A 25,463-nucleotide genomic window follows, 5' to 3' on the forward strand; every position below is an offset into this window, starting at 1 on the left:
CCGTCGTCAAATGCGAATCACCAAACAAGCAAGCGCTTGGTCGAAGCGTAGAGTGAGGCTTGCCGCAGGTCAAGGCCTTGACAACGCTTCCCATGGGCTGCTCGCGGCGAGCGCCGAGCGCACCCGGTCGGTGTCCTCACCACGCCGGCGCGGGGCCCGTGGGACCCCCGCGGGTGTACGCGAGAAACGGGGCGTCGGGGCCGGCTGGGCGACCCCCTCGACCTCGACGACGGCGCCCCGGGCCCGCATCTGCGGGTGCTCGGCCGACTCGGCGATGTCCAGCACCGGATGCACGCACGCGTCGACGCCCTCGAAGACGCCGGTCCACTCCCGCCGGGTGCGGCCGGCGAAGACCGACGCGATCCGCTCGGCCCAGCCGGCCCACCCCGACTCGTCGAACTGCGCCGGCCCGTCCTCCGGATCGAGGCCGAGGGTACGCAGGAACGTGCGGTAGAACTTCGCCTCGATGGCCGCCACGGACATGAACCTGTCGTCGGCGGTGCGGTACACCCGGTAGAAGTGCGCCCCGCCGTCGAGGTAGTTCGTGCCACGGGTGAGGTTCCAGGCGCCCCGCGCGAGCATCGAGTGGATGACGACGGTGAGCAGCGCGCTGCCCTCGAGCATCGAGGCGTCCACGACCTGCCCACGCCCGGAGGAGACACGCTCCTGCAGTGCGGCCAGCACGCCGAAGGCCAGCATCATGCCGCCGCCGGCGAAGTCGGCCAGATACATCGGCGGCACGACGGGGCCGGTGTCGGGCAGGCCGATCGTGTCGAGCACCCCGGAGACGGCGATGTAGTTGAGGTCGTGCCCGGCGGCCGCGGCGAGAGGGCCGTCCTGGCCCCAGCCGGTCATCCGCGCCACGACCAGGCGCGGGTACCGCTCGGTGAGTTCGGCCGGGGCCAGGCCGAGACGTTCGAGCACCCCGGGCCGGAACGGGTCGAGCAGCACGTCCGCGTCGGCGAGCAGCCGGTGCACGAGCGCCCGGTCGGCCTCGGACTTCAGGTCGAGCGTGACTGTCGTACGGCCCCTGTCGATCGCGTTGACCTGCGCGCGCTCCCGCCGGTCGGGCTCGCCGGGCGGGTCCACCCGGACCACCTGGGCACCCATGTCGGCGAGCATCATCGTCGCGAACGGCACCGGCCCCTGCCCACCGAGTTCGAGCAGCCGCAGGCCGGCCAGCGGCCCTTCGAACCGCTGGCCGGGGACGCCGCTCACGCCTGTTCCCGGGTGCCGGCCGGCACCGGGAGGCCGGTCACGGCACGGGGGTCGGTGCTCCACGTCCGCGCGGTCACGCCCTCCTCGCGCAGGACGCGCTTGAGGACCCGACCGACGGCGTTCTTGGGCAGTTCGGTGCGGACCTCGATGTGTGAGGGCACGGCGTACCGCGGGATGCGCGGGTGCAGCCACTCGAAGAGCTCCGCGGGGTCGATCTGGGCGCCGGGCGCGGGCACGACAGTCACCTTGAGGTCGTCCTCGGCCAGCGGGGAGGGGACGGCGTGGACGGCGACCTCCCCGACGGCCGGGTGGGTCGCGACGACGCCCTCGATCTCGAAGCTGGAGATGTTCTCGCCGCCGCGGCGCAGGTAGTCCTTGCCCCGGTCGACGAAGTAGAGGTAGCCGTCCTCGTCGAGACGACCGTAGTCACCGCAGTGGAACCACAGGCCCCGGAAGACCTCCAGCGTCTTCTCCGGCTCACGCCAGTAGCCGTTGAACATGATCGCCGGACGGTTGGGACGGGCGACGATCTCGCCGACCTCGCCGACGGGCAGCGGGTTGTCGTGCTCGTCAACGATGCGTACCTCGAAGGAGTCGTTGATCTTGCCGGCGCTCCCGGCCCGGTAGCCCCCGGGTGGGGTGAGGGTGATCAGGCAGGCCTCGGTCAGGCCGTAGGCGCCCGAGCCGACCCGTTCGACGCCGAAGCGCTCCGTCCAGCGAGCGGCGAGCTCGGCGGTGACCGGCGAGCCGGACACGACGCGCAGCCGGCCGAAGGCCTCGCGGGTGGCCTCGGAGTCGGGAGCGCCGGCGATCATCGGCAGCATCGAGCCCATGAGCGCGGCCATCGTCGCGCGGCTACGCAGGATCTCGTTCCAGAAGCCCCGGACCGAGAAGCGCGACGCGAGGTCGATGGCCGAGCCGAGCTGGAGCGAACCCATCACGTGCCCGACGGCGGCCATGTGGAACAGCGGCATCGCCGTCCAGAGGACGTCGTCGGCGCGGCGTTCGAGGTTCTCGTGCATCTGGCGGGCCATGTTCGCCACGTAGCCGTGGCTGACCATGCACGCCTTGGACGGCCCGGTCGTGCCGGCCGTGTAGATGAGGTGGCTGGTGGCGTACGCGTCGAGGTCCGGGGTGGTCGTCACCGCCGAGCCCTCAGCGACGGCGGCGTCGAAGTCCACGACCTCGGTGGCCCAGGCGGGCGCCGGGCCCGAGGCGGGCCGGATGGGGGCGCCGACGAGGACCGGCACCCGTAGCTCCGTGCCGATGAGGGCGTCGTCCAGGACGGGCACGAACTCGTCCTCGACGATCATCGCGACCGGGTCGGCGTCGAGCACCTGGTGGGCCAGTACGGCGCCGCGGTTGCTCGTGTTGAGCGGGACGACGAAACCGCCGCGAAGCGTCGTCGCCCACCAGGAGAGCAGGGCCAGGCGGCCGTTGCGGGCGAGGACGACGACCCGGTCGCCGGGCGCGACGCGGTCGGCGAGGAACCCGGCGAGGCGACGCGACGCGGCGTCGAGCTCGGCCACTGTGAACGGGGCGCCGGCGAGGGTGAGGGTCAGGTCCGGCTGCTCGTCGAGCAGGCGGGACAGGGCGGGCAGGAGCGGGGTGGCTGCGGTGGGACGGTTCACTGGCTCTGGCTACCTTTCTTCGGGTCGGCCGCGCGCGGTGGCGGACGGCGGGGACCTGACGCTCAGCCCTTCGTCATCGCGACGGTCCGCAGGTCGAACAGGCCGAGGTTGGTCCACGGCAGCTGCTCGGCCCCGACGACCTTCGGGGAGGCGATGGTGGCGCTGGTGAGGTTGCAGATCGGGATGAACCACGCCTCGCTGAACAGCCGCTCCCACAGCTGGTGGTACTGCTTGGCGCGCTCCTCGACGCTGGAGCGGGGGTCGGCGGCCTTGGCCGCGATCGGGCCGATGACCTCCGGGTCGGTGGCGAGCTTGTAGTTGCCGATCAGGTAGTTGTCCACAGTGCCCGCCGGGTCGAGACGCGGGTTGAACGTGTTGGACACCTCGAGCTCGAAGTCGCCGGCGATGAAGCGGGCCTCGGTCTCGGAGTTCGGCGTCGGGTTGAGCTTCGCGTCGATGCCGGCCTGGGCCATGGCGGCCTGGATGGCGGTGGCGGGCTGCTCGGTGTTGGTGCCGGCGGAGAAGCTGATCGACACCTTCGCCCCGCCGACCTCGGAGATCAGCGCCTTGGCCTTGGCCAGGTCGAACTCGTACGGGTAGGTCGCCGCCGGGTCCTCCCACGGGCTGTCCGGGTAGATGCTGCGGGTGGGCGTGCAGGTGTCGGCGAAGAGCGCGCGGATGGCGGCCGGGTCGACCGAGCGCGCGATTGCCTCACGGACCCGCTTGTCCTTGAGGTCGCCCATGTTGGCGCGCAGCAGGATGCCGAGGACGTTGCGGAACGGGCGGGTGGTCACCTTGAGCTGGCCGTCCTCGCCGAGCTGGCGGGCCTGGGTGATCTCGTTGGCCGAGGAGACGAAGCTGAGGTCGGTCTGACCGCTGATGACGCCGTTGAGCCGGGTGGCGCCCTCGGGGACCCGGGTGATCTCCATGCCGGCGAGGCGCCCGGCGTTGGGGTCCCAGTAGGTGCCCTCGGCGCGCTTGACGACGTACTTCTCGTTCGGGATGAACTCGGTGACGACGTACGGGCCCGAGCCGGCCTTGCCGGGGGCGCGCTTGAGGTCGACGCCGTCGGCGATCGCCTTGGGCGAGACCATCATCCCGGCGGCGGTGGCCAGGGCCGAGGGGAGCACGGCGCCGGTGCCCGGCTTGAGGTTGAGGCGCACGGTGTGCGCGTCGACGACCGTGACGCCGGTGATGCTGGCGAGGTCCTGCTTGATGGTGCTCGTGGGCAGCGTCTGGCCGCGCTCGATGTTGACCTTGACGGCGTTGGCGTCGAAGGGCGTCCCGTCGTGGAACTTGACGTCGTCGCGCAGGGCGAGTTCGAGGTGGGAGCCGTCCTGGGCGTAGGTCCACTTCTTGGCCAGGCCGGGGACGACCTGGTCGGTGGAGTCGACCATGGTGAGCCGGTCGTAGATCAGCGTGAGGTAGGGGTAGCCGCCGGGGGCCGGCTGCGCCGGGTCGAGGTTCTGGAACGGCGACGAGGCGCTCACCCGCAGGACGGCGTCGGGGTCGATCTCACCCGTGGTGGCACCGGGGTCGCCGGTTCCGGTGGCGGAGCAGGCTCCGACGACGAGGGTGGCGGCGAGCAGGCTCGCGGCGACGGCGAGGCGTCGGCGGCGCGGGAGGCGAGACACAATGGTCCTTTCCTGACCTTCGGCCCGAGAGCGGGAGCGGCTCCGCGGGTCACCCGGCGGGTTCCCGGGGGCGGCCGGGCCGTTCGGCGGCGGCCGTGCGGGCGCGATGGTCATGGAGGTGATGGATGGCGGCGCTGGTGTGGAGCGCCTGTCCGGAGCTGATCGGCATCCGCGCCCGAGACTGGCGGTGTTGCGGCCGTTCGCGATCCAAACAAGCGCTCGATTGGGAACCGTAGGTGGCAGCGTGCGGGCACGTCAATAGGCGATCGGCAGCATGATCGACAAGGGGCGGCGCGTAGCGGGCAACCGTTGCCAGCACGCGATCAGGTCGCTAAGGTGCGCATCAAGCAAGCGCTTGGTTGCTTGATGTCCGGCCGGCCAAAGGAGTCCGCACGGTGGAAGCCCCCCTCGCCACGGCACAGCCCCGCGACACCGGCATCGACGCGGTCGCCTCGGCCACCCGCCGGCTCATCGACGCGATCACGCGCGCGGGCGGCGCCGTCGACCCCGACGCCGACGCGATAGTGGCCGACCTCGACGCGCTCACCGCCCGGATCGACGCCCACGCCCCGGACCTCGCCGAGCGGATCGCGACGATGTGGCGCCAGCCCGGCCCGGGCCGCTTCGACCCCGCTGGCGGCACCGAGAACCCGCTGTCGCCGCCGGTGTCTCTCTGGGTCGAGCCGGACGGTTCCTTACGCGGGGAGGTCACCCTGAGGCTTGCCTTCCAAGGGCCACCCGGGCACGTGCACGGCGGCACCTCGGCCATGCTGATGGACCACGCCCTCGGCATCGCCAACGCCCGCGCCGGATACGCCGCGGTGACCGTCGGGCTCGACATCTCGTTCCGCGCGGCCATCCCGATCGGCTCGACGATCACGATCCTGGCCCGGCACGACGGGCGCGACGGACGCAAGGTGCGCAGCTCCGGCGAACTGCGCGTCGGGGACCTGACGTGCGTCACGGCCACCGGCACCTTCGTCCTCATGGACGACCCGTCCACGCGGGAGAAGTTCCGCCGAGCGTCGCGGGAGCAGGCATGAGCACCGATCCCCATCCGAGCAGCGCCGCACCCGGCCCGCTCGCCGGCCGCGGCGCGCTCGTCATCGGCGGGGGCGGCGGCTTCGGCCGCGCCATCGCCGCCGCGCTGGCCGCCGACGGCGCCGCCGTGACGATCATGGGACGGACCGAGGCGACGCTGCGGGCGGCGGCCGGGACGATCGCCGCAGCCGCCCCCGGAGCACCACCGGTACGGATCAGCGCCGGCGACTCCACCCACGAACAGGACGTGGCAGCAGCGGTACGCGCCGCCGACGAGACCCCGCTGGCCGCGGTCGTCACCACAGTCGGCGGCGGCACCTTCCGTCCCCTGCTCGCCCTCGACGCCGAGACCCTCGAACACGACTTCCGGCGCAACGTCACCACGGCGCTGCACGCCATCCGGTACGGCGGGCAGGCCCTGGCCGCGCGCGGCGGGGGTGCGATCGTGTGCACCTCGTCGAGCGCGGGCGGGCACTCCTTCCCGTTCATGCCGTCGTACTCGGTGAGCAAGGCCGCGCTCGAAGCGCTCGTCCGGGTCGCCGCCGACGAACTCGGCCACCTCGCGGTACGGGTCAACGTGGTACGCCCCGGCATCGTCGCCACCGACGGCGAGAACCCGGGCCGGCTGCTGGCCGACCCCGAACTGGCCGCCGCGACGGTCGCCGAGAAGCCCCTGTCGCGGATCGGGCGCGCCGAGGACGTCGCCGCCGCGGTCCGCTTCCTCTGCGGTCCCGGCTCCTCCTGGATCACCGGCGCGTGCCTGCCCGTCGAAGGCGGGGCACACCTGCGGCGCGCGCCCCGGCTGGAGAAGCTCGCCCGGATCGTCAACGGCGACGAGGTCGTCGACGCCACCCTGGCGGGCCGCATCCCATGACGGCGCCACAGACACCCGCCACCCGGATGGAGCTGACCACGACGCTGCCGCCGACGACGGCGCTGCGCGAGGTGCCCGCGGTCGTGGCGCGCATCGAACGGCTCGGCTTCGACACCGTGCACATCCCCGAGACGACGCACGACTCCCTGGCGGTCGCGCTGCTCGCGGCCGAGCACACCAGCCGGATCACCGTACGCACCAGCATGACGCTGGCCTTCCCCCGCAGCCCGATGGTGACCGCGTACGCCGCGTGGGACCTCGCGCGGTTCTCCGAGGGCCGCTTCCAGCTCGGTCTGGCCACCCAGGTGCGCGGCAACATCGTCGGGCGCTTCTCGGTGCCGTGGGAGCGGCCGGTGGAGAACCTGCGCGACTACCTCGCCTCGATCCGGGCGATCTTCGCCGCGTTCAGCACCGGTGAGCCCCTGGAGCACGAGGGCAGCCACTACCGCTTCACCCGGCTGCAGCCGTACTTCAACCCCGGCCCGCTGCCGACCGCGGCCCCGGCGCTGTACACCGGCGGGGTCAACCGGCGCGTCTGCGAGGTGGCCGGCGAGCTCGCCGACGGCTTCGTCACCCACGCCACCAACTCGCACCCGAGTCACCTGCGCACGGTCGTGCTCCCCGCGCTGCGCGCCGGGGCCGAACGGGCCGGACGCGCCGGGATCCCGCGGGTCGTCGTGGTGTCCAAGTCGATCACCGGTCCGACGCCGGCCGCGCTCGCCGCGAGCCGCGACTCCGCCCGCCAGGAGCTGGCGTTCCTCTTCTCCACTCCCGCCTACCGCACCACCCTGGACCGGCTCGGCCTGGGCCGGGTCGGCGAACGACTCGCCGCGATGGCCGCCTCCGGGCGCTGGACCGGACTCGCCACCGTCCTCGACGACGAGACCCTGGCCGCCCTCATCCCGCACGGCACCTACGCCGAGCTGCCGGACGTGCTCGGGCAGGCGTACGGCGGCATCGCCGACGGGCTCGGGCTCGGGCTGCCGCTCGACCCGGACGACGACGAGGACTTCGGCGCGTTGCTCGAACGCCTCCGGCTCATCCCGACCAGTGCCGCGGCCACCATCCCGCCCGCGAACGCCGGCCCCACAAGCGCGACGCGCGGCGTCGCCGGATCGGAGACCCTGTCATGACCGCACGCATCGGGCTGCTCACCCCGGTCGTCGTCCAGCATCCGCGCACCGCGGCCGCCTGGGAACGGGACGTCCTGTCCGGCCCCGACGTCGGCGGCGCGCTGCTGGCCGTCGCCCGCGCCGCCGACGACCTGGGCTACCACCACCTGACCTGCAGCGAGCACGTCGCCGTGCCCGCCCCGATCGCCGCCGAGCGGGGCGCGACGTACTTCGACCCCGTGGCCACGCTGTCGTTCCTCGCCTCGGCGACGCGCCGCGTCCGGCTCGCGACGAACGTCGTCGTCATCGGCTACCACCATCCGCTCGCCCTCGCCAAGACCTACGGCACCCTCGACCTGCTCAGCGGCGGCCGCGTCGTCCTCGGGATCGGGGTCGGCAGCCTCGAAGAGGAGTTCGACCTGCTCGGCGCCGAGTTCGCCGGGCGCGGCGCGATCGCCGACGAGGCGATCACCGCCCTGCGCGCGGCGTGGGGCAGGGCCGTGCCGCACCACGAGGGGCCCCGGTTCACGTTCACCGACTTCGTCGTCGAACCGCACGCGCCGCGCACCACGGTGCCGATGTGGATCGGCGGGCGCACCCGCCGCTCGCTGCGCCGCGCCGTGACGTACGGCACCGGATGGGCACCGTTCGGCCTCGGACCGCGGGAGCTGACCCGCATCTGGGAATCCGTGGAACGCCCGGACGGCTTCGACCTCGTGCTGCAGATCCCGCCGCTGGACCCGCTCGGCGACCCGGACGGCTCCCGCGCGCACCTGCGCACGGCCGACACCGTCGGGGCGACCGCTGTCAACGCGAGCCTCGTGGCCACCTCGGCCGCCCACCACCTCGAGCAGATGGCAGCGCTGCGCGAGCTCGCCCCGGAACGCTTCGAGACGAACCCGGCCTGACCGGCCGCCGACCGGTTCATCCGACGAGACCCGATCGAAAGGAACCCACCATGAGCGACTCGCAGCCCGACCGGCTCGCCCTGCTCGAGGCTCGCCTCGAACAGGCCGAACGGCGCCTCGCCGCAGCCGAGGACCAGCTCGCCCTCTGGCGGATCGTGGCCAGCTACGGCCCCGCCGTGGACAGCGGCTCGGCCGAGATCACCGCCCAGTTGTGGACCGAGGAGGGCGTGTACGACACCTTCCCGGTCGTGCTCAACGGCCGGGACGCGCTGCGCGGCATGGTCAACGGTGAGCGGCACCAGGCCCTGATCAACAACGGCGCCGCCCACCTCATGGGGCTGCCGCACATCGTCGTCGACGGCGACCGGGCCGTCGTGACGAACTACTCGCAGCTCGTGCTCAGCGCCCCCGACCAGAACGGTTACCGGATCTGGCGTACCGGCTCCAACCGGTGGGAGTTCACCCGCACTGACGAGGGCTGGAAGGTGACCCACCGCTGGAACCGCCAGCTCGACGGCACCGACGAGGGCCGCGATCTCCTCGCCCGCGCCGTCGAATCCGAGGCCTGAGGCCGTGCGCATCGGCCTCAGTTCCCCGGTCCTGGCCGACTCCGGGCCCCGGCCCCCGTGGGAGGCCGAGGCCGGGGTCGCCGAGTTGCGCACCGTCTTCACCACCGCCGACCGGCTCGGGTACGAGTTCTTCACCTGCCCGGAGCACGTCAGCGTGTCACCGGGGCTGGCCCGGGGTGAACGCTTCTACGACCCGGTCGCGACGTTCTCGTACCTCGCGGCGATCACCGAGCGGATCCGCTTCCTGCCGTACGTGCTCGTGCTCGGGCTGCACCATCCGCTCGAGTTGGCCAAGCGGTACGGCACCCTCGACCACCTCAGCGGCGGGCGGGTCGTCCTCGGCGTCGGCGTCGGCAACCTGGAGGAGGAGTTCGCGCTGCTCGGGCGTCCGTTCGCCGACCGTGGCCCACGGGCCGACGACGCCCTGCGGGCGCTGCGGGCGTCCCTGTCGGTACAGCTCGCGACCTACCACGGGGAGTACTACCACTTCACCGAGCAGGTGATCAGCCCGCACGCGGTTCAGCAGAAGGTCCCGATCTGGGTCGGTGGCCACAGCAGGCGTGCCCTGCGGCGCGCTGTCACCCTGGGCGACGGATGGGCGCCGGCCCCCGTCACGTATCGCGGGCCGGACCTGGAGACGCTGCCGCGGATGCTCGCCGAGCACGACCTGCCGGAGGGGTTCGACGTCGTCATCACGCCTCCGGCCCGCCTCGACCCGACCGGCGCCCCCGAGGCCGCGCTGGACCTCGTCGGCCGGATCGGCGAGGCGGGCGCCACCGTGGTCAACCTCGTCGTCCGGCACCGTGACCTGGCCGAGTACCTCGACCAGCTCGCCGCGGCAGCGGAGCTCTTCGGTCTCGACCGCCGCGACTGAGCACTGCCGTGGACGCCGGGACCCGGCGACGAGCCCCGGCGTCCACGGTCAGGCCTCGTTGGGCATGTTCGACCAGCCCTTGCGGTCGGTCCGCGCGTACCAGCCCGAGGCCGCCAGGGTTCCTCCGTCCACGGGGATCGTGTGCCCGGTGACGAAGCGAGCGTCGTCGCTGGCGAGGAACTCGACCACGGCGGCATAGTCGTCGGGCTCGCCGAAGCGGCCGACGGGGATCCACGTACGGATCAGCTCCGGGTCGCGTCCGCGCAGCATCGCCGCGGCCGGTGTCTGGGGCGTGTCGGCGAGGTCGGGCGCGATCGCGTTGACCCGTACCCCGTGACCGGCGACCTCGACGGCGAGGCTCCTGGTGAAGGCGCTGACCCCGGCGTTGTAGGCGGAGTACGGGGCGCACGCCGGGATGCCCCGGAAGGCCTCGACTGTCGAGTTGTTGACGATGGCGCCATGGCCCCGATCGACCATGCCGGGCAGCAGCGCATGCGTCATCGCGAGCACGTGCCACAGGTTGATCTCGTAGAGCGCCTGCCACTGCTGCGGGGTCGAGTGCAGGAAGGTCTTGGCGGCCGGGCGGAAGTCGCCGACGTTGTTGACGAGCACGTCGACCCGCCCCGAGTCGACGGCCGCAGCGGCGGCGACCGCGGCGGCGACACCGTCGGCGGTGCGTACGTCGGCGAGGACGACCTCGACCTCGCCGCCGGCACTCCGGATGTCGGCGGCGGTGCCGGCCGCCGCCTCCCCGTCGATGTCGACGAGGACGACGTGGGCGCCAGCGGCGGCGAGACGGCGGGAGATGCCGCCGCCGATCCCGAGGGCGCCGCCGGTGACGACAGCGATCCGGCCCTCGAGCCTGCGGGTGGCGCTCATCTGCCGGTTCCTTCCTCGTCGGCCCGGGTCACGGAGACGCGGTGGCGTTCGATCCAGTTGACGGTCACCGCGCGACGGGTGAAGGCCCATCCTTCGCCGGTACGCGCGTACTCGTCGTCGTAGTGCAGGAACCAGACCACGTCCGAGGGCCCGTCGCGACCGGGGACCAGGTGGTGGGCCGTGCCGCGAACCCGGCCACGGGCCCCGGTCGGCGTCGGCAGGTAGCGCGCCCCGGCCACGACGTGAGTCGTCGCCAGGGTGCCGGCGAGCGCCCCTAACGCGGCCACGACAGCGGCGCGGCCGACGTGGGGCACGTGCGGGCCGAGGTGCGCCGGCGGCTCGGGAACCACCAGGACGCCGTCCGGGACGAACAGCGCGCCGATCGCTGCCGCGTCGCGGTCGTCGGCCGCTGCGGCGTACGTCTCGGAGAGCGCGCGCAGCGCGGTGAGGTCGGCCGCGCCGAGGCCGGTCACGCCGCGCGAGCGGTCGCCGCGCGCACGACCTGGACGAGCTCGGCGACGGCGCGCTCGCAGTCGCCGCGGGTGTAGCCGAGCAGCGCGGTCTCGGCCGAATCCGGCTCATAGGCGAGGACGTTTCCGCGACCCTGGACGATCATCGAGTCGGGCATGAAGGGGTGCGGCTCGTCGCGCTCGGCGATGGTGCGGTTGCCCCCGGCCGCGTCGACCAGCAGCTGGAAGAACTGCGTGAACGTCAGGTTGGCGTCACCGACGAGGTAGGCCGCGCCCGCCGCGCCACGGTCGAGCGCGCCGCCGATCGCCTCGGCCAGGGACCGGGCCGACATGTAGTTCGTGCCGCCGGCCGGCGCGTGGTCGGGGATCTGCGGCTCGTTGCCGGCCGCCCAGGACACCATGCGGCGGTAGCGCTTTGCCGTGACGCCGGGGATGGCACCGATGATCGAGGGCGGGTTGAGAGTGCAGACAGTGAAGGAGTCGTCAGCCAGCGCCCGGGCACCCTCGTCGGCGTCGCGGCGGGCGGCGACGTAGGCGCTGGAGTCGGCCAGGTCGGGTCGCAGGTGGTGGTAGTAGCTGCCGACCTGGACGAAACGGGAGACGCCCGCGCTCTTGGCGAGGGCGGCGAAGGCCGGCACCCCCTCGCTCTGGGTCTCCTTCCAGAACGTGGCCTCGTCTGCGTCCCGGGGCAGGTGGCGTACGTCCTGCCCGGCGGCGAAGACGACCGCGTCGAAGGGGGCCAGGTCCTGGCGGGTGAAGGTCTGGCGGGTGTAGTCCCCGCGGAGGACGGGCAGGCCGGCGACGGGTGAGTCCGCGTCGACCGTCCCTCGGGCGGCGACGGTGACGTTGTCTCCCCGGTCGCGCAGGTGAAGGGCGGTGTGGACCCCGATCATGCCGGTTCCACCGACCACGAGTACCTCCATCGCGAGGTCTCCTTGCGTAGTGAGGCGGCTCCCCCGGCGTGCGTCTGGGAGCCGGCATGACTTCCGTATCAACCAACCAAGCGATTGGTAGGTTAGCACGAGCAGGCGCCCGCCGCGCCAGGCGTCGCCGCGCCGACATCGACCTGCGACTCAGCCGCCCGCGACTTCCTCGACATCGATGCCGCCATCAGCGGCCGGTACACCCTCGACCAGCTCTGCGACCTCGCGCACGCCGCCGACGACGGATTCGACCGGAGCGTGTTCGCCGCGATGCTTCGCCACGTCGACCGCTTCGACGACGAAGACTTCACCGACTACGGTCTGGCATCGCATGAGGTCGCCGACATGCGGGCTCGCGTCTCTGCATGGCGGACCGCCCTGCTCCGAGAAGTCGAATAGGCTCGATCACCCTGCTCTGCTGCCCCCGTCTTCTTGGCCTGTTCGACTCACGGCACGTCCGGGTCAGGGTGCTCGGTCCGACAGCGGCTCGCGGCAGCGTCATCGATCAGGCATCTGTCGAGCAACCAGTCAATGGCCCGGCGGGTTGCCCGAGCCTGGTGGAAGGCATGCCAGACCGTCAGCAGGTGCATGATGTCCACTCCCGTTGCCGTGGTCGCCGGCGACCACGGCAGGTGCTCTTCCCTCTCGGCCGCGAACTAGAGCGCGGCAGTGTCCCGGTAGCTGCGGCGACAGATGGACACCCCTGCGGAGATGAGGCCGATGAGGATCGGGTAGACGGCGCAGCGCTCGACGAGGCCGACCAAGACGTTGGCCCCTGAGCCGGCGACGGCGAGGAAAGCCGCCGTGGAGACGAGTCCGAAGGCGCCGAGCATGACCATGGCCTTCCCGGGCTTCCTGCCGATGCGGAGGTCTCGGTACATGCGCCCGAGCACGATGATCAGAATGTTGCCGCCGACGATGGCGGCCATGGCGCCCAAACCGTGGAAGTCGACAGTGCCCTGCCGGTCGGCTTCGCCGTCGCCGGGGAAGAGCGCCAGCACGACGCCGCCGGCACCGACCAGGGTGGCCATGCCGAGCAGGACCCCCCGGCGCCAGCCTCGCAGGCCGTTGAGCAGGGCGACACCGATGAACACCAGGACTCCGAAGAGGAAGAAGCCGGTGTTCATGACCCACCAGAGGGGCGAATACATGTACTGGCCGAACGCGGTCAACGGGCCGTGGACTCCGAGGTCGCTGATGTAGTGGTAGGTGTAGCTGTAGGGCGGGCTCCGCCAGGCCGCGGCGGCGACGAACTCGAGCAGCAGAAAGATCGCTGCTGCGGCGGCGAGCGCTGCCCCGGCGGGCTGGCGCTGGCCGCTCCGGTACGCCGCAGAGACGGTTGCCTTCGGCGTTGCCTTCACCAGTTGTGTCATGGCCGGGAGCCCTTCGGCGAGGTCGGCAGGGGCAGAGGAGCCTGGTATCACTACGGAAGTGTAGTGATACCAGTTTTGGTGTCAATACCATCATGGTCAGAGTTGTACGATGACGGCATGGCAAGGGAGCCGAATCGAACTGGGCGGCGCGAGCGCAAGAAGGCCATGACCAGGGCCGCGATCCTGCGAGCTGCGCAGGAGCTGTTCCTCGAGCGCGGCTTCGACGCGGTGAGCGTGCGGGAGATCGCCGACCAGGCGGACGTCTCCCCCACCACTGTCTTCGCCCACTTCCCCCAGAAGGAGGCACTCCTCTTCCACGAGGAAGACGCGCAACGCGAGCGACTCGTCGCCGCCGTGCGCGAGCGGCCGGCCGGCCTCTCGATCTCGGAAGCGCTGAAGGCCCACTACCGCTCCGAATTCGTCGCCATGTGGTCCGGCGAGGAAGCGCCGCTCCGCCGCCGGGTCATGTCGCTGATGGAAGCCACACCGGCCCTCCAGGAGTACGCCTCCCGGATGTGGCTCCGCCATGAGGACGCACTCGTCGCAGCCATCACCGAGGATCTCGGCCTGTCCCAGCCGAGCGACGACATCCGGATCTACGCCCGGTTCGCCCTCCAGATCCAGCTACTCGTGACGAGTGACACCGATCCGATGCTCGACGCGGGATTCCGGATCCTCGATCAGGGCTGGAGTGAGCACGACCCGGCGCGAGGCACGTAGCGTCCACGCCAATGGGCGTATGGAAACCTCACGGCCCCGTCACAGTGACGGGCTTCCCGTTGAGTCCTGGCCCACGTCACCAAAGAGCGCATTGAACCGCCGGTTGAGGTCATCGCCGACCCCGACGACTCCGGGCGGTTCAGTGGGTGGGGTACGCGAACGGCCCGGGCCGTTCGCGGTGCTACGACGCGCTGAGCCGCTCCTGCGCCTCGAACAGTTCGTCGCCATGCTCGGTGACCCAGACGCCCAGCGCCCGCATCGGGCCGTCGGCGAAGCTGCGGCCGAGATCGGTGAGCGCGTAATCGACCCGGGGCGGCGCCTGGGGGAAGAACCGCCGCTCGACCAGGCCGTTGCCGACCAGCCTGTGTACGGCCTCGGTGAGCGCCTTGTCGCTGATTCCTCCGATGCGTGCCCGCAGTGAGCGGCGGCGGAGGGCGCCCTCGGCCAGCGCGGCCAGCACGACCGCATCCCAAGTGTGCGCGAACAGGTCCGTCGCCATCCGCATCCGGCAGTCAGCCACGAGTTCCTCGCAGAGGTCGCCGTCACCCATACGCCCATCCTGGCACGCCCGACATGCACCATCCGGTGCGCGTCGGCCTGCCTAGCGTGACGGTATGCGGATCGGAATCCTCGGCACCGGCAACCTCGCCACGGCACTGGCCACCGGCTGGGCCCGGGCCGGACACGACATCATCATCGGGGGTCGCTCGACGGCCGCCGCCGAAGCGATCGCGAACCGGATCGGCGGCACCGCGCGGCCCGTACCGACGGTCGCCGCCGGCGCCGACGCGGTTCTGCTCGCGGTCCACTGGGACGGCATCACCGAGATGCTGACAGCGGCCGGCGGGCCCGCCGGCGCATTGGCCGGCCTCGCCCTGATCGACCCGACGAACGCCGTCGAGCACGGTGTCGGCACCCTCCGGACGGAACCCGCCCGGTCGGCCGCCGGCCACATCGCCGCCCTCGCACCCGGCGCGCACGTGGTCAAGGCTTTCCATCTCTTCCCGGCCGAGCGGTGGGTGACGCCCGATGCCGGACCGGTCACGGTCGCCATGTGCGGTGACGACGAGCGCGCACTCGATGTCGTCGGGTCGCTCGTGCGAGACGTCGGTGGAGTTCCCGCGGTCCTCGGAACGCTCGACCGGGTACGACAGTTGGAGGAGGTCGCCGGCTTCGTCATCGGGCTGGCGTTCGCCGGGGTCGACCCGCAGTCGGCGATTCCGTCGGTTCCCCGCTGACATGTGTCCGACAGGCCGCTCGTGGAGGCGGACGGTCCCCGCCGGGAGCGCCGTCTGCTCTCCCACCCGTCGATCTCCCACTTGCCCGATCCGAATGTGTCCGGCGGGTCGACCTAGACCCGCTCCGGGCCGGGACCGATCCGCCGGGCACTCACCGCTGCGCGTCACAGTCAGTCCAGATCGAGCAGGACCTTGCCCGGCACCCGTCGTTCCCGCAGCGCCTCGATCGCGCCCCCGAGGTGACGCCACGATCCGCGCCAGCCGATCGGCGCCCGCAGCGCCCCCTGAGCCACGAGGTCCACCAGCAGCGCCAGATCGGCGGCCGGGGCGGTGGTGTCGCCGAAGGACCGCAGCGTCCGGGACGCGCCCGGGGCGAAGGTCGAGTTCACCGGAAAGACGGCCGGCTCACCGGAGGCCCAGCCAATGCTGTGCAGCACCCCGCCCGGCGCGAGCAGACCCCACGCAGCCACCAGCTGGGCGCCTCCCACGGTGTCCAGCACCACGTCGACCGGGTCGCCGACAGCCTTCAGGCCGACCACCACCTCGTCGGCCCCCAGCGCCGCCAGCCCGTCGCCCCGGGACGCCGACCCGACCGCGGCGATCACGTACGCGCCCCCGTGCCGAGCCAACTGGACGGCAACTCGGCCCACTCCCCCGGACGCCCCGGTGATCAGTACGCGACGCCCGGGCAGCGGACCGGACTCACGCAGCGTCCGCAGCGCGGTGAGGCCGACCATCGGCAGCGCGGCAACCTCGGACAGGTCGACATCGGGGGGCACCACCGCGACGCTGTCCAGGTCGAACACCGCGAGTTGGGCCCACGCGCCCGGTCCGAAGGCGAGCACCCGGTCGCCCACCCGGGGACCGGTGCCGCTTTCGGCGGCGCGCAGCACCTCTCCGGCGGCGTCGTGCCCGAGCACCTGTCCGGCCGGCCAGAGGTCGAGGTGACGGATCTCGCCGTTGTTGACGGCGGCATGCCGCACCTCGACCAGCACCTGCCCCGGCCCGCATTCGGGCTCGGGGACATCGGTCACCCGGAACCCGTCGACGGTGCCCGGAGCGGCGACGATCGCACGCATACGACCTCCTTCGGTCCTCGCCAGGTTCCCGACAGGTGGCCCACAGTGGCGACCCTGTCGACGACGACCGGCGCAAGACGCCGGCCCGATGGTCAGGCGGCGGCGCGACGGGCCGTGCCGTCCGGAGCGTCCGCGAGACCGGCGTAGCGACCCCGGTGGTAGAGCAGCGGGGAGCCGACATCGGCGTGCCGGAGCAACTCCGGCTCGGCCAGCACGACCGCGTGATCGCCGACGACCACCCGGTCGACGACCCGGCACGCCAGCCAGGCCAGGGCGCCGTCGAGGATCGGCAGTCCGTTCGGCCCGGGCCGCCAGCGGGTCGGAGCGGCGAAGCGGTCGATGCCGCTCGTGGCGAAGGTATGGGCCAACTTGTGCTGGCCGTGTGCGAGCAGGTGCACCGCCACGTGCCGGGCCTGCGCCAGCGTCGGCCACGTGGACGAGCCGAGGTTCAGGCAGAACGAGACGATCGGCGGCGTCAGCGACACCGACGTGAACGATGTCGCGGTGAAGCCCACCGGCGGCGCACCGGGGGCGGTGACCACAGTGACGGTGCTGGCCTGGTGGCGCAGCAACCTGCGTAGCGCGTCGGCGTCGGCGTCCATCGGGTCGTCGGCGGACGAGGTCATGGGCGTTCCTCCCGAGTGGTGTGGGCGCGGAGCGCTAGGAACGGGCGGCGGGGTCGGCCGCCAGCCGCTCGTACGGAATCTTCTCCCCGGCCTCGACGGCGACCGGCAGCCGGTTCTCCGTCGGTGGCAGCGGGCACGTCGCGAAGTCGGTGTACGCGCATGGCAGGTTGACGGCCCGGTTGAAGTCCAGCGTCACCCGGCCCTGCTCGTCCGGCGTACCGACGGCCAGCGACCGGTTGGCCCCATAGGTGGTGATGCCGGAGGTGGTGTCGGTGAACAGCACCGACAGGCTGCCGGGCGTCACACCGTTGAACGCGGTCAGGCTCAGCGGCAGCCCGTCGACGCAGAACTCGATCCGGCCGGGCGCGTCGTAGATGTGCTGGAGCCCCTCCACGGCAGCGCCGACCGTGGTGGGCCGGGGACGCTCGAACGGCACGAACCGCCCCTGGAGCACCCACCGCTCGGCGGGCGGGAAGGTGGCGGTACCCCGGTAGCGCGTCCGCAGCGGGTGGTCGGGGCGTCGGGGTCGGAGGATGTCGCGCCCACCCCGCCGGGCCACCTCGAGGACACCACCGTCGATCTCCACGGTGATCCCGGCGCGCTCGGCGATCACCCCGAACTGATGCCTCTCCCGGATGCGCCGGCCGTCGACGACGATCTCCTCGTCGTCGGCGAGGGTCACCACCGGCCCGTCCGTCCCGGTGCGCCACTCCCCGGGCACACCGGGGAACCGCTGCGGCTCCGCGGTGAGCCAGTGCAGTCCGGCCACGGCGAGGAAGCCGTGGCGGTCCGCCCGCGCCTCCTCGTGCCGGCGGTGCCACTCCTGCCAGTCGTCGGCGAACGCGCGGGTGGGTCGTGCGGCGTCGGGGGGTGCGGACGGTGCGGGTTCACTGTTCATGACGGATCCCTCTCGTTGACGTGCGGCCGCTCGGAAACGGGCGCGGAGGTGCCGGACGCGAGCCGGCGGGACGAGGACCGAGAGGCAGCGAGCGCCCGCTCAGGCCGGAAGGGTCGCCACGCGACAGAGCTGCGCGGCGACCCGCATCAGGTCGACGACCCGGCGGGAGGTGAACAGCCGAACAAGCAGCATGGATCAATTTTCCTACTGAGCAAGTAGGATTTCAAGCCCCGGAGCCACTCAGCATCGCGTGGCCATCGCAACGTCTACCGGAATGGGCCGAACCAGGCAGCTGTCGCGCGGCCTGCCTCATCGAAAATGGATGTGCGGGAGCCGGGCAGCCATCGGTAAAGTGGCGTCCATGTCGAGCCCCGAGTCGGACACTTCGGGGGCTTTCGGCCACGCCGTCAGCCCCTGAACCACTGAGGTTCCAGCCTCCCGCCCACTACCGCATACGTGTGGGCGGTTGTTCGACCCCCGGGTTGGCCGTGGTGACGAGACGCCTTCTGTCCGTTTCATGCCTCGGAGCAACTCGATGCCTTTCGCTCTCCATCTTCTTGCCCTCGCCGTCTTCGCCATGGGCACCTCTGAATTCATGCTCGCGGGCCTTGTGCCCGACATCGCCACGAGCCTCGATGTCTCCGTCGGGTCCGCCGGGCTGCTCACCTCCGCCTTCGCGGTCGGGATGATCGTCGGCTCACCCCTCATGGCTGCCTTCGCACGTCGGTGGCCGGCACGGACCACGCTCCTTGGATTCGTGGCGATCTTCACTCTCTGCCACGTCGTCGCCGCGACAACCCCGTCCTTCTCCGTGCTGTTCGCAACCCGTGTCCTGGCTGCGGTTGCCAACGCCGGCTTCCTGGCCGTCGCCCTCACCACCGCGACCGGTCTCGTGGCCCCGAACCAGAAGGGGCGTGCCTTGGCGGCCCTCCTTTCCGGTACGACGATCGCTGTCGTCGCAGGCGTGCCGGCGGGCGCGCTGCTCGGCACCGCGATGGGGTGGCGAGCGACCTTCTGGGCAGTCGCGCTGCTGTGTGTCCCCGCCGCTGTCGGCATCCTCGCGGGGATCCGGCCCCGCTCGGAGCCGACAGCGGAAGGGCCCGCCGCCGGCGCGTCTCTGGCCTTCGAACTCGCGCAACTCCGAAAGCCCCGACTGCTCGTGGCAATGCTGCTCGGAGCGTTTGTCAACGGCGGGACCTTCGCGGCGTTCACCTTTCTTGCACCCGTCGTCACCGAGACCGCAGGACTGGACGAGGTGTGGGTACCGCTGGCCCTGGTCGTGTTCGGCATCGGATCGTTCATCGGCGTCACTGCCGCCGGGCGGCTCTCCGACCGGCGCCCTCGTCCGATTCTCGGAGTGGCCGCTCCCCTCCTGTTCCTGGGGTGGCTGGCACTCGCACTCGTCGCCACACACCCCGTACTGCTGCTGATCCTCGTCTTCGTCCAGGGCATCCTGGCTTTCGCGGTGGGTAGCACGCTCATCGCGCGGGTGCTCTACGCAGCATCCGAAGCGCCCACCATGGGAGGTTCCTACGCAACCGCCGCGCTCAACATAGGAGCCGCCGCCGGCCCGGCACTTGCGGCCCTGACGCTGTCGGATTCCAGTGACCTCGGCCCCGTGTGGGTGGCTTCTCTCCTGACTGGGCTTGCCCTGCTCATGCTGCTTCCATCGGTGGGGCTGATCGCGCCACGGAACCGGAGTGGGGAGGTCGTCCGGTGACTCATGCGAATGCTCCGCGCAACGTCGACGGCCGTCGGCGGCTCGTCGACGATGTCGAACTCGACCGATCGCTCACGTCGCGGCCGACAAACTCGCCGACTTGGACCGGACGGCGTGTCCATGGGCGTGACAATGACCAAGCCTTGGCGTCAGCCCTGACGGAGGGGGCGCAGGTGGCGGTCGGCCCACTCAGCGAACGGGGTCAGGGGGATGCCGAGGGCGCGCGCGAACTCCGGCCGGGCCGGCTGCCCGGCGACGTTCAAGAACTCGTGGGAGGTGGTGGCCCACGGCGGCATGCCGGCGGCAAGCGCTTCCGCCTCGGTCATGTCGGGAGCGGTGCCGTCGATGCCGAGCGACTCACCGATGATCTTCGCGATTTCCGTCATCGGCAGGTGGTCGCCGGCCAGTTCGAGTTCGACGCGGTGGAAGCGGTCGGGGTCGGCGACGGCAGCTGCGGCCGCGCGACCGATGTCGTCGACGGCGACCAGCGACAGGTGGGTCTGCGGCCGGAGGACCGTCGCGAGCCCGCCCGCGATGCCCCGCGGCAGCAGGTAGGCCAGGTCGGGCAGGAAGTTCTCCATGAAGAAGCCCGGCTTGATCAGCGTCCACCGGTCGAAGCCGGCGGCCCGGACGCGTTCCTGCATGCCGGCCTTGGGCAGGAAGACGCGCTCCATCGCGGCCCAGCGTCCGTCGGTCCAGCCGGGGGCGTCCTCGTGCCGCCCGGCGCCGGACACCGAGGTGTGCACGAACTGCGGGACCTCCGCGGCCAGCGCGGCCTCGATCAGGTTGACGCCCTGGGCGAGTTCGCTCTCGAAGTCCCAGGTGTCGCCGCGCAGCTCCGGCATCTGTACGGAGAAGACGGCGCGGGCTCCCCGGGCGGCCGGGACCAGCGATGCGGGGTCGCGGAGATCGCCGGTGACCAGCTCGGCGCCGAGGGCGGCGACTGCGGCGGCCTTGGCGGCAGCAGGGTTACGGACCAGGGCGCGCACCGGGACGCCGGCGGCGAGCAGGGCGCGGGCGGTTGCCCCGCCCTGCTGGCCGGTAGCGCCGGTGACCAGTACTGGTGCTCGATCAGACATGGACACTCCTCGACCCAAGAAACGGCGGGGCCCGCCGTTTATGCTTGCTAAGATACGGCGGACCCCGCCGCTTAGCAACGCCGAGGTGAGACATGCGCGCAGATGCACGCCGCAACTACGAACTTCTGCTCGCGGTGGCAGCGGAGGCGGTTGCCGAGCACGGGGCCGACGCGTCGCTGGAACAGATCGCCCGGACCGCCGGGGTGGGCTCCGGCACGGTCCGCCGCCACTTCCCGACCCGCCACGCCCTGCTCGAAGCCGTCTTCCGGGAGCGCATCGACGCCCTCTGCGCCCGCGCGGGCGAACTAGTGGGCAACCCGGACCCCGGGGCCGCGCTCGTCGAATTCCTGATCGAGATGACGCGGGCCGCCGCCACGATCCGGGGCCTGGCCGAGGCGCTCAACCGCGGCCGCGTCGAAAGCGTCTACTGCGCGTCCGACCAACTGTCCGAGGCGGGTGAGCCACTGGTACGCCGGGCCGCCGAGGCCGGAGTGCTGGCGCCCGACGTCACCTTCGGCGACCTGTCGACGCTGGTCACCGGGATCGCCCTGGCGACCGAGAACGACCGCGACCCCGGTACCACAGCGACCCGCCTGCTCTCGCTGGCCATGACCGGGTTCACGGTGACACCGCAGGAACCCGCACAGCACAGCCCGCTTCCGAATTCAGGTGCCTGACCACGCCCCCCGGGCCACGGCCTGATCGCAAGCCGTAGCTCGGGCCGGCTTCGCCGGACCAGATAGCGGTCCGAGCCACGGCTCGCGGGCCTACCCTGCGCCGTCGTGGCCGGCGAACCCCACCGCGCCTTCTACGGCAACCAGTTCAGTCTCACTGTGCCGACCCAGCCGACAAGGCCGAGGTCTACCGACAACTCGGTTTCCAGCCTGAAACGCAAACGGTGCGCGGTGCGCTCCCCGGCGTGCACAGCGTCGAAACCGAGATCGTCGCGCAGAGGATCAAGCGGGCGGGACCACTCGTCGCCTCCGGAGCCTGAGCGCGGCTTGCTTTCAAGCGCGCTCGAAGCTCTAGTGTCGGGGCCGTGACCACGACAGCCGAGACGAGAACATGGATCATCACGGGCGCGAGTTCCGGCCTCGGTCTGGGGCTCGCCGAGGCGGCACTCCAGGCTGGCGAGCATGTGATCGGGACCGCGCGAAGGGCCGACCGCTTCGACGGGCTCAAGGCGCGGTACGGGGATAGGCTCCTCGCCGTCGCGCACGATGTGCGCGACACGGCCGGAGCTGCCGGGGTCGTGCAGCGGGCGCTGGAGGTGTTCGGGCGCGTCGACGTGCTCGTCAACAATGCGGGCGCCGGACAGGTCGGCGCCGCCGAAGAGATCACGGACGCTGCTCTGCGGGCCATGCTCGAGCAGCACCTGTTCGGCCCGGCCGCCTACGTGCGTGCCGTGCTGCCCCACATGAGGGAACGTCGCTCTGGTGCGGTCGTGCAGATGAGCAGCCAGGGCGGGCGGATGTCGTTTCCCGCCGTCGGCAGCTACTCAGCCGGCAAGTTCGCGCTCGAGGGCTGGTCGGAGGCGCTGGCGGGCGAGGTCGCACCGTTCGGCATCCGCGTCCTCATCGTCGAGCCCAGTCGATTCCGCACCGCGTTCAACGCCGCGGACGTGCTCAACACAGCGCGGCAGAGCTCGATCTACGAGGGGGTCACGGGTGCCGTGCGCGCGAACATGGAGGGAGCCGACGGCATCCAGGAGGGCGACCCGGCACGAGCCGCCCGGGTGATCCGGAACATGCTCGACACACCCGACGCGCCGCTCCGGCTCCCGCTCGGCGCCGAGGCGGTTCGCAACCTCACCCGCGCCTACCGTGCAGCGCTCGACGACGTCGAGAAGTGGGCGTCGGTGAGCGAGTCGGCGGACTTCCCAGGTATGCCGCCCGCGGTTCGCCCGTTCTGATCGCCGTACGCTGATGGCCGAGACGGCATCCAGTTCGGCGTCGAGCGCTGACTCCGGAACGGCACATCCCGACTCCGGGAGTGCCTGCGATCTATTCGCCCAGCTCTCAACGCCCGGCTCCGCCGACGTTGGGCCGCTTCCAGCATCCGGTCGAACCGGATGCCGATTCGGTAGTTCACGATGGCGACGACGACACCAGTACCGCGCCAAAACGGCCCACTAGCAGCGAAGACTCCGACCCCACCAGGTGCGGCTGGAGTACCAAGCGCGGTTCAGCACCAGAACGCCTGACCCCGCAGTCGAGTGGCGATGATGTGCGTCAACCGCGCGGCGCTCGGTCCGCAGGGTCGTCGCGACGCTGAGCTGCACGGCTCGGCTGGGCGGGGATGGTGCCGTCAGTACGAGTCGTGGCCGCCGCGGTCGCAGCCGCAGGCTTGGATTTGCGGCGGTGGAGCGTGAGAGTCATGACCAGCACGACCAGCGCTCCGACGATCAGCCCGAGGATCGCGCTGGCCACCGTGTTGACGAGCCAGCCGACGAGCCCGCCGAGCGCACCCGTGGAGTCGTGGGCGGCGACCTCCACGTGGTGCACGGCCTCGTACAGGAAGTGCAGGTTCAGCTCGTTCGTGCCTAGCAGCAGGATGTGCCCGCCCACCCACAGCATCGCCGCGGTGCCGACCACCGTCAGCACGGTGAGGACTACCGGCATCGCCCTCACCAGACCGCGGCCGAACGTGGCGACGGCGCCGGAACGTTGCGACAGGCGCAGCCCGGCGTCGTCCATCTTTACGATCAGGGCCACCACGCCGTACACCATGACGGTAATGACGACGGCGACGACCGCCAGGATCGCCAGGCGGGACCAGAACGCCTCATTGATCACCTCGTTGAGGCTGATGACCATGATCTCCGCCGAGAGGATCAGGTCGGTTCGTACCGCCCCGGACACCAGTATCGTCTCGTCCTGCACCTTTTCCTCGCCCGCGCCGTGGGCATCGTGATGGGCGATCTTGGCCCACACCTTCTCCGCGCCTTCGTAACAGAGGTAGGCGCCGCCGAGCATGAGGATCGGAGTGAGCAGCCAGGGCACGAACTGACTGAGCAGCAGCATGGCCGGCAGGATGATGAAGAACTTGTTGCGCAGCGACCCCAGGGCAATGCGCTTGATAATCGGCAACTCGCGCTCGGCCGCCAGGCTCCGCACGTACTGCGGCGTGACGGCAGCATCGTCGACGACGACGCCCGCAGCCTTGGCGCCGGCCTTCGCGGCGCCCGCCCCGATGTCATCGATCGACGCGGCAGCGGCTCGGGCCAGCACCGCCACGTCATCCAGCAGGGCTACGAGTCCACCGGCCAAGGGAGGGTCCTTCCAGGGTTGCGCAGAGTTCGAACTGGCCCATTCTCGCTCAGGTCCTGTGCGCGGCAAGCCACCGCCCGGCCGTATATCGGGCGAGAGCTCGAGGTGAGCGTCTATCGCGCTCAGCCGGCGACCCGCCACCACCGCGCCCGGGCATCAACCTGGCGCCAGCTCAGGCCGAGCCCGTCCGCCGCGGTCGCCGTTAGCCAGGGTCGGCGTAGATGCGTTTCGGTCGCTGTCCGGGTCGGCCGCGGATGCCTTTGATCGGCGGGATCTCGTCGACCAGGGGCAGTAGACGGGCCGCCCTCGGCAGACAGCGACTGAAGCGACAATCCAGCTGCTGATCAGCCTCGCGGCCTGGCGACACGGCTCCTTGAACGTGATACGCGCGCTAGCTCGGCAAGAACGAGCTCCCAGCTCAATCTCCGCCCTCTAGCTGGAACCGTGGAGGGCTCCGTTATGCGGCCTGGGCCTGCAGGGCGAGGGTCTCTGGGCGTTCGTAGTCGATGGGCGAGTGTCCGCCGCAGACGGAGTGGCGGCGGCGCCAGTTGTAGAGGTCGGTGATCCAGGTGGCGATCTTCAGCCGGGCTTCCGTACGGGTGCGGAACTGGTGACGGTGGACGTACTCGACCTTGATGGTGGAGAAGGTGGCCTCGGCGACGGCGTTGTCGAAGCACGAGCCGACCCGGCCCATCGACTGGCGTACCTTCCAGCGGGCGCACACCCGGGCGAAGTCGGCCGAGCAGTATTCGCTGTCCCTGTCGCTGTGGAAGATCACTCCGGTGACATCGCCGCCGCGGGTGACGGCGGCCTTGTTCAACGCGGCGACGACCAGGCCGGGCCACGCGGACGGCGGCACGCTGGCCAAGCGAGTCTACGTCCACCCGGACAACAGCCACCTCAAGGTCGCCGCTGAGCACCTGGAATCGGGCCTGTTCGGCCGACTCCCGTGACACGAAATTCAGCAGTACGCGCGTACGTGATGAATTGTGAGACGAAACAGCAAGAAGGCCTCGACCCACCAAAGTGAATCAAGGCCCTGACCTGCTTGTTTACTGTCGGGACGGCCGGATTCGAACCGACGACCCCTTGACCCCCAGGACGATTCGCCACACGTCCACGCACGTCACGCACGCTAACCCCAAGATCAGGGCGTGCGGTCAACGTCGTGCCGCGCGCCATCGCGCAGGCCGTGTGGTCCCCGCCTGGTCCCTGGACGCTGAGCGGCTGACCGCCCCCGGCTTCTCGGGCTGAGGGCGGTAAGCCGTGTCGCCGGCTCTCCGCGCACGCACTCCAGTAGACAGCGGCAAGCCGCGATGCGGCGTGGC

General features: G+C 71.3%; 26 protein-coding genes and 1 pseudogene. 11 read left to right on the forward strand and 16 right to left on the reverse strand.

From position 1 onward, the window contains the following. Positions 1-69: 69 nt before the first annotated feature. From HA073_RS13780 to HA073_RS13790, 3 genes are all read right to left on the reverse strand, one after another. A complete protein-coding gene (locus HA073_RS13780; RefSeq protein WP_051611054.1) occupies positions 70-1,218 on the reverse strand; it encodes a CaiB/BaiF CoA-transferase family protein in 1,149 nt (382 codons plus the stop codon). Next, positions 1,215-2,849 (reverse strand): AMP-binding protein, encoded by a 1,635-nt coding sequence (locus HA073_RS13785; protein WP_043324841.1) that lies wholly within the window; start codon positions 2,847-2,849, stop codon positions 1,215-1,217. The genes HA073_RS13780 and HA073_RS13785 overlap by 4 nt, the downstream gene beginning before the upstream one ends. A 62-nt stretch (positions 2,850-2,911) precedes the next feature. Then, positions 2,912-4,483 carry an ABC transporter substrate-binding protein gene (locus HA073_RS13790; protein ID WP_166456563.1) on the reverse strand — a complete coding sequence of 524 codons (1,572 nt, stop codon included), beginning with the start codon at positions 4,481-4,483 and terminating at the stop codon, positions 2,912-2,914. Positions 4,484-4,878: 395 nt separating this feature from the next. On the opposite strand from HA073_RS13790, the gene HA073_RS30905 reads away from it, so the two are divergent. From HA073_RS30905 to HA073_RS13820, 6 genes are read left to right on the forward strand one after another with little or no spacing between them, the layout of a single operon-like run. Then, positions 4,879-5,526, forward strand: a complete 648-nt coding sequence (locus tag HA073_RS30905; RefSeq protein ID WP_051611058.1) for a PaaI family thioesterase — start codon at positions 4,879-4,881, stop codon at positions 5,524-5,526. Then, positions 5,523-6,398, forward strand: a complete 876-nt coding sequence (locus HA073_RS13800; RefSeq protein ID WP_104113345.1) for an SDR family NAD(P)-dependent oxidoreductase — start codon at positions 5,523-5,525, stop codon at positions 6,396-6,398. The genes HA073_RS30905 and HA073_RS13800 overlap by 4 nt, the downstream gene beginning before the upstream one ends. Further along, positions 6,395-7,531 (forward strand): TIGR03617 family F420-dependent LLM class oxidoreductase, encoded by a 1,137-nt coding sequence (locus tag HA073_RS13805; RefSeq protein WP_199496108.1) that lies wholly within the window; start codon positions 6,395-6,397, stop codon positions 7,529-7,531. Before HA073_RS13800 ends, HA073_RS13805 begins: the two co-directional genes overlap by 4 nt. Beyond that, the gene (locus HA073_RS13810; RefSeq protein WP_166456564.1) at positions 7,528-8,418 is read left to right on the forward strand and encodes a TIGR03619 family F420-dependent LLM class oxidoreductase; all 891 of its coding nucleotides are present in this window, start codon (positions 7,528-7,530) and stop codon (positions 8,416-8,418) included. The genes HA073_RS13805 and HA073_RS13810 overlap by 4 nt, the downstream gene beginning before the upstream one ends. Before the next feature lie 50 nt (positions 8,419-8,468). Then, a complete protein-coding gene (locus tag HA073_RS13815) occupies positions 8,469-8,987 on the forward strand; it encodes a nuclear transport factor 2 family protein (RefSeq protein WP_082930946.1) in 519 nt (172 codons plus the stop codon). A gap of 4 nt (positions 8,988-8,991) precedes the next feature. Beyond that, a complete protein-coding gene (locus HA073_RS13820) occupies positions 8,992-9,861 on the forward strand; it encodes a TIGR03619 family F420-dependent LLM class oxidoreductase (protein WP_166456565.1) in 870 nt (289 codons plus the stop codon). Between the two features lie 48 nt (positions 9,862-9,909). Here the strand turns inward: HA073_RS13820 and HA073_RS13825 are convergent, their stop codons facing one another. The 5 genes from HA073_RS13825 to HA073_RS13845 all read right to left on the reverse strand — a co-directional run bounded on the left by HA073_RS13825 (position 9,910) and on the right by HA073_RS13845 (position 13,506). Continuing rightward, entirely contained in the window at positions 9,910-10,740 is an 831-nt protein-coding gene (locus HA073_RS13825) for an SDR family NAD(P)-dependent oxidoreductase (RefSeq protein ID WP_166456566.1), read from the reverse strand. After that, positions 10,737-11,213, reverse strand: a complete 477-nt coding sequence (locus HA073_RS13830; protein ID WP_158560012.1) for a nuclear transport factor 2 family protein — start codon at positions 11,211-11,213, stop codon at positions 10,737-10,739. The genes HA073_RS13825 and HA073_RS13830 overlap by 4 nt, the downstream gene beginning before the upstream one ends. Beyond that, positions 11,210-12,133 (reverse strand): NAD(P)-dependent oxidoreductase, encoded by a 924-nt coding sequence (locus tag HA073_RS13835; protein WP_166456567.1) that lies wholly within the window; start codon positions 12,131-12,133, stop codon positions 11,210-11,212. The genes HA073_RS13830 and HA073_RS13835 overlap by 4 nt, the downstream gene beginning before the upstream one ends. A gap of 150 nt (positions 12,134-12,283) precedes the next feature. Further along, positions 12,284-12,466, reverse strand: a complete 183-nt coding sequence (locus HA073_RS13840) for a hypothetical protein (RefSeq protein ID WP_166456568.1) — start codon at positions 12,464-12,466, stop codon at positions 12,284-12,286. A gap of 323 nt (positions 12,467-12,789) precedes the next feature. Next, entirely contained in the window at positions 12,790-13,506 is a 717-nt protein-coding gene (locus HA073_RS13845; protein ID WP_166456569.1) for a DUF998 domain-containing protein, read from the reverse strand. A gap of 117 nt (positions 13,507-13,623) precedes the next feature. On the opposite strand from HA073_RS13845, the gene HA073_RS13850 reads away from it, so the two are divergent. Then, positions 13,624-14,226 (forward strand): TetR/AcrR family transcriptional regulator, encoded by a 603-nt coding sequence (locus tag HA073_RS13850; RefSeq protein ID WP_082930948.1) that lies wholly within the window; start codon positions 13,624-13,626, stop codon positions 14,224-14,226. A gap of 181 nt (positions 14,227-14,407) precedes the next feature. Here the strand turns inward: HA073_RS13850 and HA073_RS13855 are convergent, their stop codons facing one another. Next, complete coding sequence (locus HA073_RS13855; RefSeq protein ID WP_069090057.1) at positions 14,408-14,776, reverse strand: helix-turn-helix domain-containing protein; 369 nt, start codon at positions 14,774-14,776, stop codon at positions 14,408-14,410. A 64-nt stretch (positions 14,777-14,840) separates the two neighbouring features. Here HA073_RS13855 and HA073_RS13860 point away from each other — a divergent pair, with 64 nt between their 5' ends. Continuing rightward, complete coding sequence (locus HA073_RS13860; RefSeq protein WP_166456570.1) at positions 14,841-15,464, forward strand: NADPH-dependent F420 reductase; 624 nt, start codon at positions 14,841-14,843, stop codon at positions 15,462-15,464. A gap of 170 nt (positions 15,465-15,634) precedes the next feature. On the opposite strand, the gene HA073_RS13865 is transcribed toward HA073_RS13860, so the two are convergent. The 3 genes from HA073_RS13865 to HA073_RS13875 all read right to left on the reverse strand — a co-directional run bounded on the left by HA073_RS13865 (position 15,635) and on the right by HA073_RS13875 (position 18,067). After that, the gene (locus tag HA073_RS13865) at positions 15,635-16,543 is read right to left on the reverse strand and encodes a zinc-binding dehydrogenase (protein WP_205797178.1); all 909 of its coding nucleotides are present in this window, start codon (positions 16,541-16,543) and stop codon (positions 15,635-15,637) included. A 92-nt stretch (positions 16,544-16,635) separates the two neighbouring features. After that, positions 16,636-17,169 (reverse strand): flavin reductase family protein, encoded by a 534-nt coding sequence (locus tag HA073_RS13870; RefSeq protein WP_064446364.1) that lies wholly within the window; start codon positions 17,167-17,169, stop codon positions 16,636-16,638. A gap of 34 nt (positions 17,170-17,203) precedes the next feature. Then, complete coding sequence (locus HA073_RS13875) at positions 17,204-18,067, reverse strand: DUF1684 domain-containing protein (protein ID WP_166456571.1); 864 nt, start codon at positions 18,065-18,067, stop codon at positions 17,204-17,206. 535 nt (positions 18,068-18,602) lie between these two features. Here HA073_RS13875 and HA073_RS13880 point away from each other — a divergent pair. Beyond that, a complete protein-coding gene (locus HA073_RS13880) occupies positions 18,603-19,787 on the forward strand; it encodes a Cmx/CmrA family chloramphenicol efflux MFS transporter (RefSeq protein ID WP_043330318.1) in 1,185 nt (394 codons plus the stop codon). 149 nt (positions 19,788-19,936) lie between these two features. On the opposite strand, the gene HA073_RS13885 is transcribed toward HA073_RS13880, so the two are convergent. Then, the gene (locus HA073_RS13885; RefSeq protein WP_166456572.1) at positions 19,937-20,866 is read right to left on the reverse strand and encodes an NmrA family NAD(P)-binding protein; all 930 of its coding nucleotides are present in this window, start codon (positions 20,864-20,866) and stop codon (positions 19,937-19,939) included. 92 nt (positions 20,867-20,958) lie between these two features. On the opposite strand from HA073_RS13885, the gene HA073_RS13890 reads away from it, so the two are divergent. Then, positions 20,959-21,543 carry a TetR/AcrR family transcriptional regulator gene (locus HA073_RS13890; protein WP_069090053.1) on the forward strand — a complete coding sequence of 195 codons (585 nt, stop codon included), beginning with the start codon at positions 20,959-20,961 and terminating at the stop codon, positions 21,541-21,543. A 362-nt stretch (positions 21,544-21,905) separates the two neighbouring features. Then, entirely contained in the window at positions 21,906-22,778 is an 873-nt protein-coding gene (locus HA073_RS13895; protein WP_166456573.1) for an SDR family NAD(P)-dependent oxidoreductase, read from the forward strand. A gap of 319 nt (positions 22,779-23,097) precedes the next feature. On the opposite strand, the gene HA073_RS13900 is transcribed toward HA073_RS13895, so the two are convergent. From HA073_RS13900 to HA073_RS13910, 3 genes and pseudogenes are all read right to left on the reverse strand, one after another. After that, positions 23,098-24,135, reverse strand: coding sequence for a DUF808 domain-containing protein (locus tag HA073_RS13900; protein WP_166456574.1), 1,038 nt, complete (start codon positions 24,133-24,135; stop codon positions 23,098-23,100). Positions 24,136-24,340: 205 nt separating this feature from the next. Then, positions 24,341-24,433: pseudogene (locus tag HA073_RS13905) on the reverse strand (IS5/IS1182 family transposase); the annotation flags it as partial. A 159-nt stretch (positions 24,434-24,592) separates the two neighbouring features. Further along, on the reverse strand, positions 24,593-24,994 hold the full coding sequence (locus HA073_RS13910) for an integrase core domain-containing protein (RefSeq protein WP_166456575.1): 402 nt from the start codon (positions 24,992-24,994) through the stop codon (positions 24,593-24,595). Between the last annotated feature and the right edge of the window lie 469 nt (positions 24,995-25,463).

The organism is Micromonospora sp. CMU55-4 (assembly GCF_011602315.1).
In the GTDB taxonomy this organism is placed as follows: domain Bacteria; phylum Actinomycetota; class Actinomycetes; order Mycobacteriales; family Micromonosporaceae; genus Micromonospora; species Micromonospora chalcea.